Source organism: Vibrio sp. 10N.247.311.13, assembly GCF_041467595.1.
In the GTDB taxonomy this organism is placed as follows: Bacteria; Pseudomonadota; Gammaproteobacteria; order Enterobacterales; family Vibrionaceae; genus Vibrio; species Vibrio crassostreae_C.
The window spans coordinates 1-1,321 of record NZ_JBFSUX010000137.1; the positions used below are offsets into that span (position 1 = coordinate 1).

General features: G+C 42.1%; 1 protein-coding gene. It reads right to left on the reverse strand.

The window, feature by feature from the left end; all coding sequences use genetic code 11:
• Positions 1 to 129: 129 nt before the first annotated feature.
• Positions 130 to 918: a lipase family protein gene (locus AB6E52_RS23040; RefSeq protein WP_017064543.1), complete on the reverse strand. Its 789-nt coding sequence runs from the start codon at positions 916 to 918 to the stop codon at positions 130 to 132.
• Positions 919 to 1,321 lie beyond the last annotated feature (403 nt).

The window sequence follows — 1,321 nt, forward strand, 5'->3', positions numbered from 1 at the left end:
ATGCAGCGGATTGCAAATCCGTGGACCTCGGTTCGACTCCGGGAGGCGCCTCCATAATTCAGAAAAAACCAGTCCTAGTGACTGGTTTTTTCGTTTCTGGCCCCGCTAAAAGCTTCTTACGTACCCATTTCAATGCTTATCAAAGAAATCTTTGTTACGGATATACTTGCTCATCAAGTGGTAAGAGAAAGGTCTTATCAGCCAACTAAAGATAGAGCGACCAAGGCGGATTAATGTAGGAGTGTTCTCATAGATTCGTCCGTTATAAAGCCAAAGCACTTTACCTACATGCCAATAGAGCAAAGGAACCGGTGGCATGAAGGTCACGATGTCGATGTCACAGCAAATTCGGTAGGTCTTCTTACTCATGCGATAGTGCTTTCGAAAGCTCCAATCACCAATGGCGGGTTGGCCAAAAGTCACTATTCGTTTAATACAGCCTGGGTACTTTTGATCAAAGTAATCAGCGAAGACACAACCGATAGCGCCTCCGGAAGAGTGGCCAGTAATAGACACTCTTTTTCCTTGTTCGATGAGAGGTGTGAGCGTGGCTTCCAAGCGCTCAATAACGGTTAAGCCAAGCTTATCTTCATTACGACTTGGCTGGCTCTCTTGAAACATTAGATGGTAGAAACCCGCATGCACACGATAATTGAGCCCAATTCTCTTACAGCTTCTTGTCCATAGAGCAAAGGTTAGTAGCCAATCTGAGATACTGTGCGATCCTTTGATTACCACAACCACTTCATCTTTGTCGCTACTCCACAACACTCTAATCATGGTTTTACCAAACTGGTTCTTGATGATGCGTTGTCCATTAGGGTCAAAACCATAGCGAGTCTGCTTAAAAACTCTAGGGTAGGCGAGGTTACAAAGAACGGCATAGCGCTCATATTGATATCGTTTTAGTGGTTTCACATGTTTACTTCTTAATAAGAGTTACTTCAAACTCTAATCGTTGAATGTGAAAAGCACATGAAAACGCCATTTGCTTGGTTTAAAACAATAAAATCACCGCATTCAATTGGTATTTGAATCAATGGTTGTCAGTGATTTGTCCGTTTAAATTAGAAATCCAAGTATAAGAACCGTACAAGCTGCACTAAATTTATTCTTTTGAGTTCGATAATTAATCACTTGAATTAAAAGATAAAATTTATTGTTGACGAATTTTTTCCTTCCGTTAAAGTACACCTCGTTCTCACGGCTTAGGTCGCTGAGAGATGGTGTTTTTACTTTTCAGTAATCGGCCTCGCAAGATTGCGTTGCCCTGGTGGTGGAATTGGTAGACACAAGGGATTTAAAATCCCTCGGCGTTCGC